Annotated in this window: 19 protein-coding genes and 7 pseudogenes; 12 read left to right on the top strand and 14 right to left on the bottom strand. The window is 67.9% G+C overall.

Features of this window, described 5'->3' with window-relative positions; all coding sequences use genetic code 11:
- Positions 1 to 407 precede the first annotated feature (407 nt).
- A complete protein-coding gene (locus C4B68_RS12610) occupies positions 408 to 947 on the bottom strand; it encodes a YdbT family protein (protein ID WP_099499916.1) in 540 nt (179 codons plus the stop codon).
- Between the two features lie 402 nt (positions 948 to 1,349).
- Between C4B68_RS12610 and C4B68_RS41850 the strand changes: the two genes are divergently transcribed.
- Complete coding sequence (locus C4B68_RS41850) at positions 1,350 to 1,514, top strand: hypothetical protein (RefSeq protein WP_167459079.1); 165 nt, start codon at positions 1,350 to 1,352, stop codon at positions 1,512 to 1,514.
- Positions 1,515 to 1,771: 257 nt separating this feature from the next.
- Here the strand turns inward: C4B68_RS41850 and C4B68_RS12615 are convergent, their stop codons facing one another.
- Positions 1,772 to 2,125: a hypothetical protein gene (locus C4B68_RS12615; RefSeq protein WP_099500036.1), complete on the bottom strand. Its 354-nt coding sequence runs from the start codon at positions 2,123 to 2,125 to the stop codon at positions 1,772 to 1,774.
- Positions 2,126 to 2,448: 323 nt separating this feature from the next.
- Between C4B68_RS12615 and C4B68_RS12620 the strand changes: the two genes are divergently transcribed.
- Positions 2,449 to 2,847, top strand: coding sequence for a hypothetical protein (locus C4B68_RS12620; protein ID WP_099499915.1), 399 nt, complete (start codon positions 2,449 to 2,451; stop codon positions 2,845 to 2,847).
- 409 nt (positions 2,848 to 3,256) lie between these two features.
- Positions 3,257 to 3,412, top strand: a pseudogene (locus tag C4B68_RS43190) (IS3 family transposase); the annotation flags it as partial.
- A 580-nt stretch (positions 3,413 to 3,992) separates the two neighbouring features.
- Here the strand turns inward: C4B68_RS43190 and snpA are convergent.
- Positions 3,993 to 4,646, bottom strand: a pseudogene (gene snpA, locus C4B68_RS12630) (snapalysin); the annotation flags it as partial.
- Between the two features lie 1,024 nt (positions 4,647 to 5,670).
- Between snpA and C4B68_RS12640 the strand changes: the two are divergent.
- The gene (locus C4B68_RS12640; protein WP_104879977.1) at positions 5,671 to 5,880 is read left to right on the top strand and encodes a hypothetical protein; all 210 of its coding nucleotides are present in this window, start codon (positions 5,671 to 5,673) and stop codon (positions 5,878 to 5,880) included.
- Positions 5,881 to 6,054: 174 nt separating this feature from the next.
- On the opposite strand, the gene C4B68_RS12645 is transcribed toward C4B68_RS12640, so the two are convergent.
- From C4B68_RS12645 to C4B68_RS12670, 5 genes and pseudogenes are all read right to left on the bottom strand, one after another.
- A complete protein-coding gene (locus tag C4B68_RS12645) occupies positions 6,055 to 6,471 on the bottom strand; it encodes a hypothetical protein (RefSeq protein ID WP_146119951.1) in 417 nt (138 codons plus the stop codon).
- A 770-nt stretch (positions 6,472 to 7,241) separates the two neighbouring features.
- Positions 7,242 to 7,331: pseudogene (locus C4B68_RS44405) on the bottom strand (excisionase); the annotation flags it as partial.
- A pseudogene (locus tag C4B68_RS12660) lies at positions 7,330 to 7,828 on the bottom strand (MFS transporter); the annotation flags it as partial. The pseudogenes C4B68_RS12660 and C4B68_RS44405, both read right to left, overlap by 2 nt.
- A 7-nt stretch (positions 7,829 to 7,835) precedes the next feature.
- Positions 7,836 to 8,300 (bottom strand): ArsI/CadI family heavy metal resistance metalloenzyme, encoded by a 465-nt coding sequence (locus tag C4B68_RS12665; RefSeq protein ID WP_099499912.1) that lies wholly within the window; start codon positions 8,298 to 8,300, stop codon positions 7,836 to 7,838.
- A gap of 28 nt (positions 8,301 to 8,328) precedes the next feature.
- Positions 8,329 to 9,693, bottom strand: a complete 1,365-nt coding sequence (locus C4B68_RS12670) for an NAD(P)-binding domain-containing protein (protein ID WP_099499911.1) — start codon at positions 9,691 to 9,693, stop codon at positions 8,329 to 8,331.
- Positions 9,694 to 9,797: 104 nt separating this feature from the next.
- Between C4B68_RS12670 and C4B68_RS12675 the strand changes: the two genes are divergently transcribed.
- The gene (locus C4B68_RS12675; protein WP_099499910.1) at positions 9,798 to 10,259 is read left to right on the top strand and encodes an NAD(P)-binding domain-containing protein; all 462 of its coding nucleotides are present in this window, start codon (positions 9,798 to 9,800) and stop codon (positions 10,257 to 10,259) included.
- Here the strand turns inward: C4B68_RS12675 and C4B68_RS12680 are convergent.
- The gene (locus C4B68_RS12680; RefSeq protein WP_099499909.1) at positions 10,202 to 10,396 is read right to left on the bottom strand and encodes a hypothetical protein; all 195 of its coding nucleotides are present in this window, start codon (positions 10,394 to 10,396) and stop codon (positions 10,202 to 10,204) included. The genes C4B68_RS12675 and C4B68_RS12680 overlap by 58 nt on opposite strands.
- Positions 10,397 to 10,463: 67 nt before the next feature.
- Between C4B68_RS12680 and C4B68_RS12685 the strand changes: the two genes are divergently transcribed.
- Positions 10,464 to 10,841: an ArsR/SmtB family transcription factor gene (locus tag C4B68_RS12685; RefSeq protein WP_099499908.1), complete on the top strand. Its 378-nt coding sequence runs from the start codon at positions 10,464 to 10,466 to the stop codon at positions 10,839 to 10,841.
- Between the two features lie 200 nt (positions 10,842 to 11,041).
- Here C4B68_RS12685 and C4B68_RS12690 read toward each other — a convergent pair.
- From C4B68_RS12690 to C4B68_RS12700, 3 genes and pseudogenes are all read right to left on the bottom strand, one after another.
- Positions 11,042 to 11,191 (bottom strand): annotated as a pseudogene (locus C4B68_RS12690) (FAD-dependent oxidoreductase); the annotation flags it as partial.
- Complete coding sequence (locus C4B68_RS12695; RefSeq protein ID WP_099499907.1) at positions 11,188 to 11,967, bottom strand: aquaporin; 780 nt, start codon at positions 11,965 to 11,967, stop codon at positions 11,188 to 11,190. The pseudogene C4B68_RS12690 and the gene C4B68_RS12695, both read right to left, overlap by 4 nt.
- Positions 11,964 to 12,272, bottom strand: coding sequence for an ArsR/SmtB family transcription factor (locus tag C4B68_RS12700; RefSeq protein ID WP_099499906.1), 309 nt, complete (start codon positions 12,270 to 12,272; stop codon positions 11,964 to 11,966). Before C4B68_RS12700 ends, C4B68_RS12695 begins: the two co-directional genes overlap by 4 nt.
- Positions 12,273 to 12,360: 88 nt before the next feature.
- Here C4B68_RS12700 and C4B68_RS12705 point away from each other — a divergent pair, with 88 nt between their 5' ends.
- From C4B68_RS12705 to C4B68_RS12730, 6 genes and pseudogenes are all read left to right on the top strand, one after another.
- Positions 12,361 to 12,774 (top strand): arsenate reductase ArsC, encoded by a 414-nt coding sequence (locus tag C4B68_RS12705; RefSeq protein WP_099499905.1) that lies wholly within the window; start codon positions 12,361 to 12,363, stop codon positions 12,772 to 12,774.
- Positions 12,771 to 13,193 (top strand): annotated as a pseudogene (locus C4B68_RS12710) (NAD(P)/FAD-dependent oxidoreductase); the annotation flags it as partial. The gene C4B68_RS12705 and the pseudogene C4B68_RS12710, both read left to right, overlap by 4 nt.
- Positions 13,165 to 13,635 (top strand): annotated as a pseudogene (locus C4B68_RS12715) (NAD(P)/FAD-dependent oxidoreductase); the annotation flags it as partial. The pseudogenes C4B68_RS12710 and C4B68_RS12715, both read left to right, overlap by 29 nt.
- Before the next feature lie 247 nt (positions 13,636 to 13,882).
- Positions 13,883 to 14,905 carry a DNA-directed RNA polymerase subunit alpha gene (locus C4B68_RS12720; RefSeq protein WP_099499904.1) on the top strand — a complete coding sequence of 341 codons (1,023 nt, stop codon included), beginning with the start codon at positions 13,883 to 13,885 and terminating at the stop codon, positions 14,903 to 14,905.
- 256 nt (positions 14,906 to 15,161) lie between these two features.
- Complete coding sequence (locus C4B68_RS12725; protein WP_099499903.1) at positions 15,162 to 15,434, top strand: CopG family transcriptional regulator; 273 nt, start codon at positions 15,162 to 15,164, stop codon at positions 15,432 to 15,434.
- Positions 15,431 to 15,844, top strand: coding sequence for a PIN domain-containing protein (locus C4B68_RS12730; protein WP_099499902.1), 414 nt, complete (start codon positions 15,431 to 15,433; stop codon positions 15,842 to 15,844). The genes C4B68_RS12725 and C4B68_RS12730 overlap by 4 nt, the downstream gene beginning before the upstream one ends.
- Before the next feature lie 271 nt (positions 15,845 to 16,115).
- Here C4B68_RS12730 and C4B68_RS12740 read toward each other — a convergent pair whose 3' ends face one another.
- Both C4B68_RS12740 and C4B68_RS12745 read right to left on the bottom strand, forming a co-directional pair.
- Positions 16,116 to 16,586, bottom strand: a complete 471-nt coding sequence (locus tag C4B68_RS12740) for a hypothetical protein (RefSeq protein WP_143674272.1) — start codon at positions 16,584 to 16,586, stop codon at positions 16,116 to 16,118.
- Between the two features lie 222 nt (positions 16,587 to 16,808).
- Positions 16,809 to 18,065 (bottom strand): zinc-dependent alcohol dehydrogenase family protein, encoded by a 1,257-nt coding sequence (locus C4B68_RS12745; RefSeq protein ID WP_240634321.1) that lies wholly within the window; start codon positions 18,063 to 18,065, stop codon positions 16,809 to 16,811.
- Positions 18,066 to 18,070 lie beyond the last annotated feature (5 nt).

Below are 18,070 nucleotides of genomic sequence, written 5' to 3' on the forward strand. Positions count from 1 at the left end.
GTGTTCCCCTATTTAGGTATCCGCCTTGGTCACGGGCGGCAACCAGGACACTACGGATCAGTCATGCGCACATCAAGCAGATGATCTCCTTTCTGAGCTGAACTTGAGCTATGTCGCCAGCACTGGACGTGGCGCTTTGCCAAGGCCGCCCAGATCCCTGACACCAACGCCTGACACCAATAGGCGCGAACGTCGTCGACCAACGCCGAACCTCGGCGGCCAGCCAGCCGCCGCTCAGAGTGGCTTGACCGAAGTCGACGGCGACCCATGATCGACCTGATAAGGATGAGGCCAGACCTTCAAGCCTGTGTCCGGCACGGGGGCTGTTCCAACCTATGGCGACGCCCCGTGGCTTGGCCCAGTCATTGAGTCTCCGCCACCCGGAGGGTGCGTGGATCAGCTGCTGACTACGCCGGAGGCGCGTAAGGGTTCCCGTCGGACGCCGGTGGGCCACCCCACTGCAGCCCCGGCGGCGGGACAGGAGCCCAGTCCGGGCCGCGGTGATCCAGCCACCACCTACCGATGGTGTGGAACTTCTCCTCGAAACTGCGATCCCAGCTGAGGAACCCGGTGATTGGCGCCCGCATGCGGGTACAGCGGCCGCCCGCTTCGTAGATCACGACGGTCCGGCTTCCGAAGAAAGACTCGATCCGGATGGCTTGGACGTTCGACCACGGGATCGTCCGACGGCGGAGGTTGTGCACGATGGCCGCCGATGGCGTGAGAGTGACCCCGAAGGGCAGCAAGGTGATCAGAACCGGCAGAACACCCCAGAAGAGCAGTCCTGAGACAAGTAGAGGACCGAACGGTCCCCCGTCCAACCAGATCAAGACCTGGAAGGCCATGACGATAACGATGTTGGGCAGCACGGGCAGCAGGCGTTGGAGGCGCGTCAACCGGTAACGGACGCGTTCCGACGGCACAGCTGCGACCTGCGATTGCTCCATCGATCCCCACCTCAATGCGGCCGGCGCTGGCCCCTCACCGCCAAGGCAGCATGGCGGACCAGGGGCGCGCTGTCCATCTGCTTACTCGTGAGAGCTGAGCAAGCGCTCTGGAGAACTCGTCCAGCCACTTGCCGTGGCCGTGGATCTTGAGACCGACGAAACCGACGCTTGCGCCGAAAGGAACTTCATGGCCTGAGGTGCTGTGCCCCCTCCGTGCCCGAACGGTCAGCAACCAATGGGGAGCCGTGGGGAACAACGGCGAGCTGCCTGCGTTCGCGCAGGACAACATCGCGCCAGGTGAGCACGGATCCGCATACGCACTCTTCCAAACTAGGGCCCACCGTCTGCGTGACCGACCCTAGGGATAGCCTTCTCGCCCGTTCGAAGGTCGCTAGAGGGCCCGTGCACGACATCGTTTTCCTGCTGCGGGGCCCCCTGTACCTGCTTTGCATCGTGGTGCTCGTTTGGGAACTGGACCGCAAGACCACTGGACGGAACCTCAGGAAGGCGCGGCTCTTCTCCGTGATAGCGGCGCTCGCCCTCGCTGAGCTGCTCGATGCCGGCTGAGTGTCTGACTGCGCTACAACGACCCGCACTCGGGCGCACAACCACGGACTCTCGCGGACAGTCCTCGCAGGCCACAGACGGTTGGGCCGCAGGTCGCATGGTCGCGCGCATTGCTTCGGGACGAACAGCGGGTGTGCCACATTCGTGCCAGAACGGGCGGGGTCCCACGGGGAATCAGGGTGCGCAGGAGTACGTGGTGCCGGACTCCGCCCAGGGCAATGAGTCCGAGGTCAGGCCCAGACCGCCCCACCTCGCTCCTAAAGCGGTGATTTCTCAACCACCCGCTGCACGCCGGCGCAGGCCACCAGTGTGCTGCCGTCTTCGGTGAGAAAGAGCAGGAAGGTCCATGTCCGATCGGCAGACTCGATCATCCCTCCGCGCACCGGCCGGCCATGCTGGCGGAGGAGCTCCACCGCCCGTTCCAGCCCCAGAGGTTCAACGCCCTTCAGCCGCATGCGCCGAAGGCGGAGTGCATAGACCCCGGCATGCCGTTCCGCGGGAACAGTCCGATCCCACACAACGTACGTGGCGCCGCTCTGGAGGACAGCCAGGGCGGCCGCAGAGGCCTCGTCGTCGCCCGCCAACAGCCGCATCAACACGTGCCGGTCCATGGTCACCCCCGTCGCGATCCTGCGGTACCGCAGCGCAGTACCGCAACCCCAGCAACCGCCCCCGTCCGCTACCGCCCCTCCGGGGCCCCGTAGCGGCCGGAATGACCGTCGCCGCCCGATCCGGCTAGAGCTACGGATCAGAAGGTTGCAGGTTCGAATCCTGCCGAGTGCACACAGCTCATAAGCCTTTCGGGGTGATCCCGGGGGCCTATATGGCATGATCACTTCACGTCAGGGTGCTCCGACCGAGCGCCGTTGCGCGGGTACCGCGTGAGACTGCCGCCCGGCACCGTCGCGCGGCCGCAACGATGGAGAGGAAAGTCTTGATCGCCAAGCGAAACCGGCCGAAGGCCGTCGTGGGCATCGCTGCCGCCGCCATGGCGCTCGGCGCGCTCAGCGCTGCGCCGGCGCAGGCTTCCACCAGCTGCAACAGCACACGTCTGTGCTGGTACCAGCCGAACGGCAACATAACGAACGTCGACCTCAGCCTCGGTGCCGGTGTTCCCAGCTGCGGCGGCGATGGATTTCAGTACCCCGGTGCCATTGGCAACTACTACGTCCGCAACCGCAGCGATAGTTGGCATATCCACCTCTACTACGACTACAACGGCGACGGTAGCGTTACCTCGCCGGAGTTGGTCATACAGCTCGGTCCCGGCGACACCGAAGAGTCAGCAGCGACACTCAACCCCAACTCCCGGTACTACTACTGCAAAGTCTAGAACGCCGCTGTCGATGCGGCTTGAGGGGGGAAAGGCCCACTTGTCAAGTACACAGGTTGTGACTGACACCAACGCCTGACACCAACAGGCGCGAACAGCGCCGAACCTCGGCGGACCACCAGCCGAGAACCACAGCCGGTCGACCGACGTCGCCGACATGAGGCCACAGCTCCAAGTTCACAGCAATCGCGGGCGGTGCCCCCGACTAACGGGGTGCACCGCTCGTTGACTCGACCAGGTCGTTTAGGTGCCCTCGACCTAACCCGGGACATGATCGCGACTGTCAGCCCCGAGTGTTAGAACCCCTGCATGGGTCTGGTGCACGATCGGGTGACATCTGAACTGGCTTGCCCTGTGGGGCGGGTGGGAAGGATGTCGCTGTGCCCAAGCCTTATCCGGAAGAGTTCCGCGAGGACGTCGTACGGGTCGCGAGGAACTGCGGATCGCGATCGTGACCTGGATCGAGAGGACCCATCACCGGCGCCGCAGACAAGCCTCGCTCGGCCGGCTGACCCCCGTCGAATTCGAGACCGTCATGACCACACCGGCCCTCCAGGCCGCGTGACCGAACCTGTCACCCAAACCTGCACCAGACCCCTTCCTTGCGGCAGCACGAGATGAGCTGGGAGCCTCCTAGCATTCGATCTCTCCATATTGCTCAACGCACCACGCAGTAGGTCAGAGCTCGCTAGCTAGACGATCCTCTGCCAGGCGATCATCGAGATCGAATAGTGAGCTACCACCCGAACTCACGCCTGGGCGCGCGATGAGTGGGAACGCAATCAACTCCAGGGCGTGCCGTGAAGCGGACGCCCCGGACCGTGGCCCGGCGCAACGGTCCGTACCGGCGGTGCAGCGCTCGGGCCGTCAGCGGGCTGGTTCACCGTACCCGGGGCCACGGGCGGTACCGGCGGTGCAGCGCTCGGGCCGTCAGCGGGCTGGTTCACCGTACCCGGGGCCACGGGCGGTACCGGCGGTGCAGCGCTCGGGCCGTCAGCGGGCTGGTTCACCGTGCCCGGGGCCACGGGCGGTACCGGCGGTGCAGCGCTCGGGCCGTCAGCGGGCTGGTTCACCGTACCCGGGGCCACGGGCGGCGCCGACGGTGCAGCGCTCGGGTCTTCAGCGGGCTGGTTCCCCGTGCTCGGAGCCTGCGCGAGTCCGTTGGCCCACAGCTCGTCGACACGCGCGCGCTCGGTGGCGTTCGGGTAGCGGTTGGTGCAGGACGGGCCGGCGCCGCCGCCCGACATCAGCTCACTGCACGGCCCGCTGTAGTTGTCCGGCAGGCCCAGCACGTGCCCGGTCTCGTGGGTGACGACGCGGATCGAGTCGTTCTGCTGGATCTGGGTGTAGTCGAGGAAGATCTGGCCGCTTCCGTGGCCGTTGGTGGAGGCGTGGGACCCGCGGGGGTCGTTGCCCTCGTAGTAGGAGAAGTCGGCACCGCTCGAAGCCTCCTCGAGCTTGACGTTGGACTCGGAGCTGTTCCAGACCGAGGCCGAGCTCGATATCTGCGAACGGAAGCTCGGCGCCTTGGAGGCGTCGTAGTAGAGGGTCACCGCCTGCGCGCTGGGCTGGGCGGCGCGCTTCTCGGCGACCGACTTGAGCACAGCCTCGAAGAACGCCTTGTTGTTCGCGGCCTCCTCAACCGACCCGTCGTACCGCGCCACGGAGGTACCGGCGGAAGCGGACGGGGTGGCGGCCGTCTGGGCGCTCGCCGGCACCGCCGCGCCCAGCGCGCTAGAGGCCAGACCCAGGCCGAGAGCGAGGGCGAAGAGTCTCGGGGACGTTCGGGACGACTTCATGTGGGGGGCTCCTACTCACTCGGTGACGCCGAGCGCCCGGTGCGCGGTCGACACTGCGCGGTCGACTCTGCGTGAACACCGGTTCCGAACTGCAGCGACGTCCTGTGGGTCGACATTCTTAGAACGGCTCGACAAGGAGCGCAAAGGGTCCCGCCACTACGTCGCCACTACGTCGCCTCGTAGGTCCCAGGACCGCGCCAGGGCCGTGCGCGGGCCTCCCGTCCGCACACGGCGGCAGGAGCGAAAGCTGTCGCGGCGTCAGAAGCCTTACACCACGGGGCAGCGGGCGTGCGGGCAGACCGGGCGGAATTCCGGGACGCACCGCAGGATCCACATCCGGGCCAAGACGGACAAATCCTTAGATGTCTGCCACGCCGCGTCTACTAAGCGCGCCGGTTGATTGGCGGAGCGCCGTGACCGACGTCACAAAATATGGGCTTCCGTTCCTTTCGCGCTCCACCGGCCCCGGGTCGCCCCGAGGGAGTCACCCTCGGCGCTGGGCGGCATCCCTCACCGCTGAGCCGCGGCCGCTCAGTCCTGATCAGGGTGGAAGCCGGGCCAGCCGTGCAGCCCGGCGTGCGGCGTGCGGCGTGCGGCGTGCGGCGTGCGGCGTGCGGGGAAAGGTCGGTCGGTTCCTCGCCCGCCTCCAGCAGCGTGTCCGCCGCACCCAGTGGCTTCGGGACTATGAGGGCCAGGCTGTCGTCAGCCACGCAAACGAGGTGCGTGCAGCACGCAGCAGCCTCACGTTCCGCCGCGGCTCCAGGCTCGGATACTGAAGGTGGACTCGGAGCGGGGAGCCAGTCGCAGGGAGCTCCCCGAACAGCTGTTGATGCAGGCGGAGTTGACCTACTTCGCGGTAACTCGCTAGCGTCTCAGTAGCGTTGAGGGGCCCCACCGTGGCATGCCACGGTGGGGCCCCTTTTTGTCCTCTTCTGCACAAACAGCAGGGGTGAGCGGGGGCGCCGCCGCCATCAGGTTCCTAGGCCGCGAGAGCAGCGACGCCCCATCACAAAGGGGGTTACCCATGAACCAGCAGCATGACATGCCTGCCGACGGGACCCAGGATGGCCCGGTCAATCACGACTCTCAACCCGCAGGTACGCCCCGACACGTACGCGTGACGATCGGCAAGCACTTCAACTTGTCTGTGTCTCTGTCGGTCTCGCCCGCCTTCCTCGTGTTCCTGGCCGCTGCCGCTGGTGTCGCGGGCGGCAACTACTGGTTCCTGCTCTGACCTCTTGGTGCCGCTACGTGCCACAGCCTGGTGCAGTCATCAGCGCGAGGCTGTGGACCACCTGTGGACACGGTGAACTCAATGCACGGCCGCAGAGCCTGTAACCAGCGTCTTTCCGTGAGCCAGAAGGGCCCTCCGGAGCCGTACGCAGGAACGGAGGAGGCCAAGTCCGGACTAGGTCAGAAGCCGCCACTGGTCCCGCCAAGCGGTGACGTCCTCGGGCTTGATGACGGTGTTCCTTGAATCGGGGTTTCGAGGGCGGACACCTCCCACTTGCTCCAGGAACCGCCTGTGACGGGCTTGCACTTCAGCACGCAGCGTGTCGCCGTCAGCAACGTAGAAGTCATGACCGTCCACTGTGATGTGGACCAGGATGACTCGGCTACAGGTCAGAGCCGTGAACTTCTCGATGTCTGCGATCATCCAAGCGCCCTTGGCGGCCACCATCACTTGGGCGGTGTGTTCGCCGATCTCGACGTAGGTCTGGGCGCCCTTTAGCTTGGCCGGCAGCCCTCGCAAGAGCGCCTCAGCGACAGCGAGGTGACGCCCGGCCTGGTGGGTTTGCGCGTGGGTGCGTGTGGCCATTGGCATGGCGAACAGGATGCCCCACGGTGCGACAGGAGAGAAGCGGACGTCGTACCCGGAACACAAAGGCCTGCGCTTTCCGAGCCTTGACTAGAGGCAGTCCGCGGCTGACCAAGGCCAGGCGTGCCAGATGCGTGCCAGATCCTGCGGGGAACCACGGGGAACAGCGGGGACTGGTCCCGGGTTCGGCCAGGCTCCAACACCACTTCACCGCAGGTCAGCGCAGCAACCGCTCGACGCCCGCGTTCAACCATGTCGACAACGCCGAGTGCCGAAGATCGTATGGGCGGCTCGCGAACGGTGAGATGCCTTGGACACCCAGTGGACAACGTTCCGCACCTCGTCCGGGACTTCCCGATCGTCAGGCCCCGGCAACACGAAGGCCCAGTTGCGCAGTGCTCTGCGGATCGTCTCGTCGGACGGCCGCCCAGCACGCTCGTCGGGCAATTCCACCGTCACGCTGGTAAGCGATTCGTTGATGCCGTCCCGCGTATTGGGGGCGGCATGAGGCCACTTCATCGCGAGATACCTGAGGGCGAAGTCGTACCACGACACGGCCGACGTCTTCTCTTCCATCGAGGCCGGAAAGCCCGACTCCGTGTCGAACTCCTCGCCGTCCCGCATCGCACGCATGAGCTTCGTGCGGTAGTGATCAGCCAGTGCCTTGGTACGGAAGGATTCCGAGAAGACGTTGCCCGCTACAGACCAGCGGACACCGTACGAGGGCGTTTTCGTGTCGCGCTTCCGGACGCCCCAGACCTTCACGTCGAGTGACTTCACGCCGCCGCCTCCAACTGCCGCAGCCACGTGCAGAAGTCGCTCCGCCAAACCCGGAGCTCTCCGTTGGGGAGCTTGAATGCGGCCGGCGGTCAGCGGGGCGAAGGCGGTGGAGGCCAGGCCGCCGGCGAGCGTGACGATGGTGAGGGCGCGGACGCGGTCGCTTCCCCACCAGCGCGTGAGGGCGGCGAAGGCGGGCTGGTAGAAGGTGCCGGCCATGGCCACGCCGGCCAGGAGCCAGGCGGCGGTGAAGGCAGCGAGGTTGGGCGCGTAGGCGATGGCCAGCACGCGACGACGCCCAGGCCGGAGCCTGTGGTCATCACGGCGCGCGGGCCGCGGCGGTCGAGGATGCGGCCGACGGGGATGCCGGCGAGGGCGGAGACCAGGAGGGCGCCCGAGAAGGCGGCGGTGGTGGCGGTCGTCGACCAGCCCGTGGCGGCGGTGATCTGGGGGTTCAACACGGGGAAGGCGTAGTAGACGACCCCCCAGCTGGTGATCTGGGTGACGCACAGGGCGGGCAGGGCGACGCGGGCCGTGACCAGTCTCCCGTCCCGGTCACGGCCTCGCAGGTGTGGAGGTTGGTCATCGGCGGATCAGCAGCAGCCGCCCGCGGCAACCGGTTCCTTCGAGCCGGCGTCGGCCTCGACCAGGCCGGCGCAGCAGGTGCTGCCCTGCTGCTTGGCCAGGGTGTCGGCGTCGGCCTTGACGACGTACACCTCCCAGGGTTCCTGGCCGGGGCCGTGGACCCAGACCTTGTCCTGGAGGGCGTAGCAACAGGTGGTGTCGTTCTCCACGTCGGTGGCCAGGCCGGCCTCGCCCAGGCGGGCGGTGGCGGCGTGGACCGCTTCGGTCGTCTCGACCTCGACGCCGAGGTGGTCGAGGAGGGTTGCCTCGTTTGTGCTGCCTTCGATGAGGACGAGCTTGAGCGGGGGCTCGGCGATGGCGAAGTTGGCGTAGCCGTCGCGCAGTTTGGCGGGTCCGGTGCCGAAGAGCTTGCTGTAGAAGGCGATGGACGCGTCGAGATCCGGGACGCGGAGGGCGAGCTGTACGCGGGACATGGCGAACCTCCTTGGTTGGGTGGGGAGTTCAGCAGCCGCCGGAGGTGGTGGCCGGGGCGCCGATGCCGATCTGGAGGGTGGCGGGGGCAGCGCAGCAGCCGCTTCCGGACTGCTCGGCGTTCTCCGGCTCGTCGAACAGGCCCGCACCGCCGCACACGCCCGTCTCCGGGAGGGTGAGTTCGACGCGCTCGGCGGCCTCCTGGTCTCCGGCGATCGCCGCCGCGATGGAGCGGACCTGCTCGTAGCCGGTCATGGCGAGGAACGTGGGTGCGCGGCCGTATGACTTCATGCCGACCAGGTAGACGCCCTGCTCCGGGTGGGAGAGCTCGTTGACGCCGTGCGGGTAGACGGTGCCGCAGGAGTGGACGTTGGGGTCGATGAGCGGGGCGAGCGCGGTCGGGGCCTGGAGACGTTCGTCGAGGCCGAGACGGAGCTCGGAGAGGAAGGACAGGTCGGGGCGGAGGCCGGTCAGGACGATCACCTCGTCGACCGGGTCCAGACGGCGACCGTCTTCCCCGACGAGGACGAGCTGGTCGCCGTCCCGCTCCACAGCCTGTGTACGGAATCCGGTGACCGCACTCGCGTGGCCGGCCCCGACGGCGGCCTTCGCCCGCAGGCCCAGGGCACCTCGGGCCGGGAGCTGGTCGGCCTCGCCACCGCCGTACGTGTTCGCGCCAATGCCCCGACGCAGGATCCACACCGCGTGCGTGCCGTCCTCCTCCTTCGCCAGGTCGGCGAGGAGCGCGAGAGCCGTGAAGGCTGAGGCACCGGAACCGACGACGGCGGTGCGCTTGCCCGCGTAGCGGGCGCGCACGGCCGGGTCGTTGAGGTCGGGGACGCGGTAGGCGATGCGGTCGGCGGTCGTCTTCTCGCCGAGGGCGGGCAGGCCGTCCGCGCCGACCGGACTGGGGGTGGACCAGGTGCCGGAGGCGTCGATGACAGCGCGGGCGGTGATCCGCTCCTCATGGCCGTCGGCGGACTGGATGTGCACGGTGAAGGGCTGCTCGTCGCGGCCCGCGTCGACGATGCGGTCGCGCCCGGCGCGGGCCACTCCGGTGACCGTGGTGCCGAAACGGACCTTGTCGCCGAGGACGTCAGCGAGGGGCTGGAGGTAGCGCTCGGCCCAGTCGCCGCCGGTCGGGTACGTCGTGCCGTCGGGGCGGACCCAGCCGGTCGGGGCGAGGAGCTTCTCGGCGGCCGGGTCGATGACCTCGCCCCAGGTCGAGAAGAGGCGGACGTGGGACCAGTCGCGGACGGCGCTGCCGGCGGCGGGGCCGGCCTCCAGGACCAGGGGTTCGATGCCGCGCTCGATGAGACGGGCGGCGGCGGCCAGGCCGATCGGGCCGGCGCCGATGACCACGACGGGCAGCTGGTCGGTGGTGAGCGCGTTCACGAGATTCCCCCTTGTTTCGACATCCGTCGATCCCTTGCGCCGCCAAGCATGGCACCTGTATCGATAAGCGTCAACATAGACATTCATCGAATCCGGGAGGCGGTATGGAACGTGTGGACGTAGCGGTGATCGGGGGCGGCCAGTCCGGACTGGCCGCGGCGCATGCCCTGCGCCGAGAGGGGCTGGTGCCGGTGGTCCTGGAAGCGTCCGACCGGCCGTCCGGATCGTGGCCGCGCTACTACGACAGCCTCGCGCTCTTCTCTCCCGCCGGATACAGCTCACTGCCCGGGGTGCCCTTCGACGGGGACCCAGACCGCTATCCGCACCGGGACGAGGTCGTCACCTACCTGTGGCGGTACGCCGACCGCCTGGACGCCGACACCCGCACGGGGACGCGTGTCCGGGAGATCCGGGCCGCTGCCGACGGTGCATTCACCCTCATGTTGGAGGGCGGGGACGACCTGTCCGCGCGGGGCGTGGTTGCGGCCTCCGGAACCTTCGGCCGCCCTCACAGTCCAGCGCTGCCGGGGCTGGAGGGCTCCACCCCCTCGCGGTGGCGAGGGTGACCGGATGCCGTGAGGGCACCCAGCGGGGCCAGGTAGGCGAGGTCGGGGCGGTAGCCGGTGGCCAGCAGGATCGTGTCGACCTCCTCGCTGCTGCCGTCGGCCCAGGTGACCTGGGTGGCGTCGATCCCCGTGAACACGGGACGCCGGTCCGGGGAGGCCGTCCGGCCCTCGCCCCACTGGTTCGACGTATGTCAACATAGATGCATGTCGAATACGAAGGTGCTGCCGTTGCTGGAACCCGCCTCTGGCGAGGCTGTGGCGCCGTGCTGCCCGCCGCTCACCGAGCGCCCGTTCACCGCGGAGGAGGCCGAGACGGCCGCGCGGATGTTCAAGGCGCTCGGCGACCCGGTGCGGCTGCGGCTGTTCTCTGCCGTGGCCTCCCACGAGGGCGGCGAGGCGTGTGTGTGCGACATCTCCGACGTTGGCGTCTCCCAGCCGACCGTCTCCCACCACCTGAAGAAGCTCAAGGAGGCCGGCCTGCTCACCTCCGAACGGCGTGGCACCTGGGTCTACTACCGGGTCGAGCCGTCCGTGCTGGCCGCGATGGGCAAGCTGCTGACGAGCACATCGGTCGCAGCCTGACCAAGATCAGGGTGAACGCATCGGACGGCACACCACGGCCGCCGGCGCGAAGTGGGCTCGTTGAACGGCGCAACCCTGCCGTCTCCTCACGGCGGTCCCAAAATCCGGGCCCATCGTCGGTGCCCGTGTGGATGATGGGGCGATGAGTATTGACGTCGAGTGGGCGCGAGGCGAACTGGCGCGCTTCTTGGAGCTCACCGAAGCGAGTCCCAGGCGTGCTGCCGGGCGCCGCCCGGTGTGGTCTCGGAGTCGAGGATGACGAAGTCGAGGCCGAGGCGGCGCAGGTGGTAGCCGGCGGCGAGCCCGGCTTGGCCGCCGCCGATCACCACCACCTGCGTCTTGTGGCTCATTCGGCCGATCGTCCGGGCATGAAGATGAGGGCCACCAGCGCCAGTCCGACCACGCCGCCGACAAGTTGCATGCCGATGAACCCTGCGAGCGAGCCGGGCGCGATCCCCGCGAAGGTGTCGGTGAAGGCGCGGCCGATGGTCACTGCCGGGTTGGCGAAGGACGTGGACGAAGTGAACCAGTAGGCGGCGCCGATGTAGGAGGCGACGGCCACGGGGGCGTACTGCAGGCGGTTGGCGCGGGCCAGGCCGAAGATCAGCAGGATCAGGCCGGCGGTGGCTACGACTTCGCCGAGCAGCAGGTGTCCGGCGGAGCGGTCGTGGGTGGACCACTTCACCAGCGGCTCGCCGAACATTGCGTCCGCCAGGATCGCGCCCGCGATCGCGCCGACGATCTGCGCGGGTACGTAGACCGCCACCTCGCGCGGTGTGACCCCGGGGCCGCCGCGGCGGGCGGTCCACCACTCGGCCAGCGTGACGACCGGGTTGAAGTGGGCGCCGGAGACCGGGCCGAGCAAAAGGATCAGGATGCCGAGGCCGAAAACGGTGGCCGTGGAGTTGGCCAGCAGCTGCAGGCCGACGTCTTTGGTCAGCTCGGTGGCCTGGATGCCGGAGCCGACCACGACCGCCACCAGCAGCGCCGTGCCTATGAGTTCGGCGGCGGCCCGGGCGACGAGGGGAGTGCGCGGCGGAGCGGCACCCGGCGCGGGCGCGACGGAGCCAGGTTCAGCGGCGGGTTTCGCGGACTCCGCGGTCGGGGCGGCTTCGGCGGCGGTCATGGGCAGGCCCTCTTGTTCTCGGCGGCGTTACGAGCGGACTCGGCCAGGTCGGCGAACTGGCCGGCGAGTGAGGCGAGGACGTCGGACTTGAGCCGGTAGTAGGTGAACCGACCGCACGGCTCCGTGTCCACGACCCCGGCCTCGCGCAGCACTCTCAGGTGGTTGGAGAGGTTGGTCTGCCGGGCACCGGTCTCCTCCACCAGGTGGGTGGTGCACAGCATCTCTTTGGCGATCAGGGTCACGATCTGGAGCCTGAGCGGGTCGGCCAGAACCCGGATCAGGTCAGTGTCGACTGACGTCATCATGGGCTGATAGTGTCACATCAGTGGTGGCTGACACCATCGGGTGCTGACATCATTCACACCTGATGCCGTCAGACAAGAGAGACCTCTGATGTCCGACAAGCCCTCCGTGCTCTTCGTCTGTGTCCACAACGCCGGCCGTTCCCAGATGGCCGCCGCGTGGCCGACCCACCTGGCCGGGGACCGCGTCGAGGTCCGTTCCGCCGGCTCCAACCCGGGCGCAGGCGTCAACCCGGCCGCCGTCGAGGCCATGGCCGAGGTCGGCATCGACATCTCCGCCGAGGTGCCGAAGATGCTCACCCTGGACGCGGTGAAGGAGTCGGACGTCTGCATCACCATGGGCTGCGGCGACACCTGCCCCGTCTTCCCCGGCAAGCGGTACCTGGACTGGCAGCTGGAGGACCCGGCCGGCCTGGGCGTCGAGGCCGTCCGCCCGATCCGTGACGAGATCAAGGTGCTCATCGAGGGCCTGATCAAGGAGATCGCGCCGGAGCCTCAGGCATGAGCACGGCGGGGGACATACGCAACGTCATCGGCTCCGGCCCCGCCGGATACACCGCCGCCATCTACACCGCCCGCGCCTCGCTGAAGCCGCTGGTCTTCGAAGGCGCGGTCACGGCCGGCGGCGCGCTGGTCCAGACAACCGAGGTGGAGAACTTCCCCGGCTTCCGCGACGGCATCATGGGCCCGGAGCTGATGGAGAACATGCGGGCCCAGGCCAAGCGTTTCGGCGCCGAGCTCGTCCCCGACGACATCGTCGAGGTCGACCTCACCGGCGCCGTCAAGACCGTCACCGACAGCGCCGGTACGGTCCACCGGGCGAGGGCCGTCATCGTGGCGACCGGCTCGCAGCACCGCAAGCTGGACCTGCCCGGCGAGGACGCGCTCTCAGGCCGTGGCGTGTCGTACTGCGCGACCTGCGAGCGTCGCCATCGGCGGGAGCGACGCCGGCATCAGTGCGGCCCTGCGCACCCGCGAGCTGGATCCCGACAGCGAGGTCACCGTGGTGGTGGCCGACGCCTACCCGAACTTCTCCATCTGCGGCATCCCGTACTACGTCTCCGGCGAGGTCGGCCACTGGAGCGATCTGGCCCACCGCACCCTGGCCGACCTGAAGGCCACCGACATGCAGGTCCGCACCGACACCCTCGCCACCGGCATCGACGTGCCCGGCAAGCGGCTGGCCGTGCGCGATGCCGAGGGCCGCACCGAGGAACTGCCGTACGACGCGCTGATCGTGGGCACCGGCGCGGTCAGTGTCCGCCCGCCCATCGAGGGGCTGAGCGGACCGGACGCGCTCGGCCCACGGGACGGCGTCCACCTCGTGCACAGCATGGGCGACACCTTCGGGATCATGCAGTCCCTCGCCGCACGCCACCCGAAGACGGCCGTCGTCATCGGCGCCGGCTACATCGGCCTGGAGGAGCGCTGGACGCGGGCACAGCAGAAACGGCCGTGGGGACGGCGGGTGGAAGGGGAGGCCGAAGCCTCCTCGCTGGGCTGGAGTCGGGCGGTTCGGCCTCTGCGGAGACCGTATCGCCCGTATCGCCCGTACCCTTCGTGGTGTCTACGGCGTCACAGAGCGGGCGCCAAACCACTGGAGGCAACACCTCGTGCTGATTGCTCAGCGTCCGTCCCTGACCGAAGAGGTCGTCGACGAGTTCCGCTCCCGGTTCGTCATCGAGCCGCTGGAGCCGGGCTTCGGCTACACCCTCGGCAACTCCCTGCGTCGTACGCTCCTCTCCTCGATCCCGGGTGCGGCGGTCACGTCCATCCGCGTCGACGGCGTTCTGCACGAGTTCACCACCGTGCCGGGCGTCAAGGAGGACGTCACCGACCTGATCCTCAACATCAAGCAGCTGGTCGTGAGCAGCGAACAGGACGAGCCCGTCGTGATGTACCTGCGCAAGCAGGGTCCGGGTCTGGTCACCGCCGCCGACATCGCGCCCCCGGCCGGTGTCGAGGTGCACAACCCCGACCTCGTCCTCGCCACGCTCAACGGCAAGGGCAAGCTGGAGATGGAGCTGACCGTCGAGCGCGGCCGTGGTTACGTCTCGGCTGTTCAGAACAAGCAGGTCGGTCAGGAGATCGGCCGTATTCCGGTCGACTCCATCTACTCGCCGGTTCTGAAGGTCACGTACAAGGTCGAGGCGACCCGTGTCGAGCAGCGCACCGACTTCGACAAGCTGATCGTCGACGTCGAGACCAAGCAGGCGATGCGTCCGCGTGACGCGATGGCATCGGCCGGTAAGACCCTGGTCGAGTTGTTCGGTCTGGCGCGCGAGCTGAACATTGACGCCGAGGGCATCGACATGGGCCCGTCCCCGGTGGACGCCGTCCTCGCCGCCGAGCTGGTCATGCCGATCGAGGAGCTCGACCTCACCGTCCGTTCATACAACTGCCTCAAGCGCGAGGGCGTCCACTCCGTGGGTGAGCTCGTCGCCCGCTCCGAGGCCGACCTCCTCGACATTCGCAACTTCGGTGCGAAGTCCATCGACGAGGTCAAGGAAAAGCTCGCCGACATGGGCCTGGGCCTCAAGGACAGCCCGCCCGGATTCGACCCGACCGCCGCCGCCGACGCCTTCGGCGCGAACAACGACGCGGACGCGGGTTTCGTGGAGACCGAGCAATACTGAACGCTGCGCTGCGCCGGTCATAGCGACACTTCGCGTACGGGGACAGGAGAGCCTCCACGCACCTCCGACTCGGAACCCGCCGTCTTACGGCAGGGCACGTCCAACACTCTGCGGCAAGGACTGGCCCACGCAGGCCGACCACTGGTCGGAATGCCTGCCGCTCTGAGCGACACCGACACCGCATGAACCGAGGCAGGCGCGAGCCGTGCTGCATGCAGGACCGCACGCCTGGAGGATCGCAGGTAGGATAGGTGGCATGAGCGAGCCTACCGGCAAGTACTCGATCACCATGCCGCGCGACATCGCCGAAGCCGCCAAGGCCCGCAGCGGCCCCTCCGGCCTGTCCGCCTACGTCGCCGCCGCCGTCGCCCGCCAGATCGAGCGCGACAATCTCAACGAACTCATCCAGGTCGCCGAGGCCGAGCACGGTCCCGTCACCGACGAGGAGATCCAGGTCCTGCGCGACCAGCTCCACCAGGCCCGCCGTGAGCAGACCGATCAGACGCAGGGCGGGGCAGACGCCGCGTGACCCGCTCCCCCGCCGTTCCCGGCGGCACGCTGGTCCTGGACAGTGCGGGACTGGCCAAGGCCGTCCTGCGCGACCGTACGGTCACCGGCTGGCTCGCCCTCGCACGCGCCGATGACCTGCGTGTGATCACCTCCGCGGCAACCCTCGTCGAGGTGGTCCACCCTCGGATCAACCGGCCGGCGCTGGAGTGGACGCTGTCCCGCCTGGTGGTCGAACCGGTCACCGAGCAGATCGCCCGCCACGCCGCCGCCCTCCTCGCTGGCGTCGGCTTGCACGGCAACAAGTACGCCATCGACGCCATGCTCAGCGCCACTGCTCTCGCCGCCCCCGGGCCGGTCACGATCCTCACCTCGGATCCCGAGGATCTGACCGCACTGTGCGGCGGACGAGCCACCGTGATCAAGGTCTGACCCGGCCCCTCGTCTATGGGCCAGCGCTTTTCGGCACAGCCAACTACTGATCCAGGTCGGGCGGTTGATCGTAGGAGCCGAGGAGCCCTCCGATGCGCTGGTTGCCAGTGCCGCAGGGCACGGCGCAGCAACTGCTCCTTCGGCCGGCCCGGCATGTCCCAGCACATCGCCAACGTGATCGCTGTCAGCGCTTCACTGACCTCGTCCCTGGTCTTCGCCGCACCGCCGGGCCAGTGCGACCGCGCGTACTCGGTCGCGAACGCGTACCAGCTCAGCTTGGACGGACCCCGGGCTCTTCAGCCGCGTCTGCATCGACCGACGGGGCAGCGAAGTACTGGGCGTACCGCGTCCCAGCGAAGTGCTCGCCCAACAGCCGAGAGAAGAGCAGGACCGACGACAGCGGACGGTGGTTCACCACGAGATGTTGCGTCTGTCCCTCTGCGTTCCTGTAGACGACAGCGATGTTTGCGATCGGCTCACCGCCCACCGTCGACGTGTAATCCTCGACGAAGTCGTTCTCTCCGTACCCGCCGATGTAGATGAAGTCCTGGTACTCGTACAGGGTGCGCGCATAGGACAGCACCGTGCGAACGTCCTCCGCCCCCCGCACGACCCCGTTCAGTACCGAGCCCTCCATCGTCACATCGTCGGCAAGGTTGTCCAGCCAAGGGGGGTAATAGTCCGTGCGCTGCCGCGCCGGGTCGCCGCTGCCCAGATACATCGGTTTCGTCTTGTCAGCCATCCTCCAGCCTTCCTGGCAAGGGGCCGGCTCCTGCTGGGAGCGGCCCTGACGAGTCAAACGAAATAACGCGTCCGACGAGCCGAACCTGATCGCGGACGCTGGCCTGGTGCCCCTGTCCGGCTGACCGAGCGGTGCGGTCCGCCCGAGCTGGGCGGCGCCGCGGGCGTTGTCGGCCTTGCCCCGCCGCAGCCGCACCGCCGCCAGCACCGGCAGGGCCGCGTCCTACCTGTCGTTGTCCCGGCCGTCTTCGAAGACGAAGAATGGCTTGGCGCCACGTGCGGGTGTTTCGGTGAGCGCGATGGCTTCAGTGAAACGTTCGAGTGGGAACGGCTGGCCCTGGGGGATGCTCAGCACTCCATCAGCGACGAGACTGCGAACCTCGGACAGCGCGCGCAAGGCATCCTCAGGTGAGGCAGTGCCGAACCAGCGGTTCAGCCAGAAGCCACGGACTGCTTTGGTCTCGTAGATAACCGAGCGTGCCTGCAGCGGGATCGTCAGCGCTGCCGGGTCAGTCTGCCGATGGGTAGAGAGCGCGCCGTAGACCACGACCTCTCCTCCCGGAGCCAATGCCTGGGATACCTGGGCACCCACGTGGCCCGCGACACAGTCGATGGCCTTGTGCACGCCGGCCGGTCCTGCGATCTCAGCCACACGCTGCAACAGGTCCTCGTCCTCAGTGCAAATGACCTCGTCACCACCAAGCGCTTTGATCTCCTCAACGGCATCGCGCCGCCGCACGACATTGATCGTGCGAATACCCAGATGCCTGGCCAGCTGAATGACGAGTCGGCCGACGGTGGAGCCCGCGGCCGTCTGCAACAACCATTCACCCGGCTGTACGTCGAGTTCGCGAGTCACGAGGAGCAGCGCGGTCAACGGGTTGACAGCGAGTTGACAGGCGTCGGAGTCGCTCAGATGGCCGGGGACCGACAGGAGCCTTCGTGTATCGGCAACGAGGTATTCCTGCCAAGTGCCGGACACATGGGGCCCGGGTACCGCCGGGACTGCGACGGTCACCACGCGCTCGCCGATCTTTAGCCCCTCGGTATCCGGGCCCAGGGCCTCAATACGGCCCACGCATTCCATGTGGCCACCGACAGTGGGAAACTCGGGGGAGAAACCATAGCGGCCACGCAGTACGTGCAGATCGCTGGCGTGAATCGGAGTAGCCTTCACACGGATCAACGCCTGACCGGCTTTTGGCGTGGGAACAGGCCGGGATTCCAGCCGCAGGACATCGGTAGGCTCGCCAACCTTTTCGGCTACGAGCGCGCGCATGGATTGAGGCATGAGTGACCTTTCGCCTCTCAGCGCCCGACGAACTCGGCGGGCGTTCTGGACAAAAACGATGCTGGTGCCGGCATCCTCGTCGGCGCCCAGGCTCCGGACCCTTCCTTCTCCATGGAACCGGCCCGTGCGCAGAGTGTCGTCGACGTCGGGCCCCCTCTGGGCCTTTACCGACTCGCTCAGTATGATCATGTAAG

The organism is Streptomyces dengpaensis (assembly GCF_002946835.1).
Lineage (GTDB): Bacteria > Actinomycetota > Actinomycetes > Streptomycetales > Streptomycetaceae > Streptomyces > Streptomyces dengpaensis.